The organism is Pseudomonas sp. IT-347P (assembly GCF_949768005.1).
Lineage (GTDB): Bacteria > Pseudomonadota > Gammaproteobacteria > Pseudomonadales > Pseudomonadaceae > Aquipseudomonas.
The window spans coordinates 1-344 of the sequence record NZ_CATKPQ010000030.1 but is presented as its reverse complement, the minus strand read 5'-3'; the positions used below and the strand labels follow the sequence as shown (position 1 = coordinate 344).

General features: G+C 59.3%; 1 pseudogene. It reads left to right on the top strand.

Features of this window, described 5'->3' with window-relative positions:
• A pseudogene (locus tag ACM6IV_RS12755) lies at window positions 1–344 on the top strand (calcium-binding protein); the annotation flags it as partial.

Here is a 344-nt window from a genome sequence, read left to right as displayed (position 1 = left end):
ACTGTGTCCTATGACGACAGTACCGTGGGCGTCACGCTCAACCTGAAAACCGGCGTCAATTCCGGAATCGGTGCGGGTGACACCTATAACAGCATCGAAGCGATTACCGGCTCGAAGTACAACGACACCTTCATCGCCGATAGCCGGGCATTCGCGTTCGACGGCGGGACTGGCATCGACACGGTCGATTACTCGACCTCAGCCGAGGCCATCAACGTTGATGTGCGTCCGGGTATCGGTCTGGCAGGCAGCGGTGGCGATGCGCAGGGCGATACCCTGGCCGCCATCGAAAAAGTCATCGGTTCGGCCTTCAACGATACCTTCACGGCAGCGGCCATCAGCTA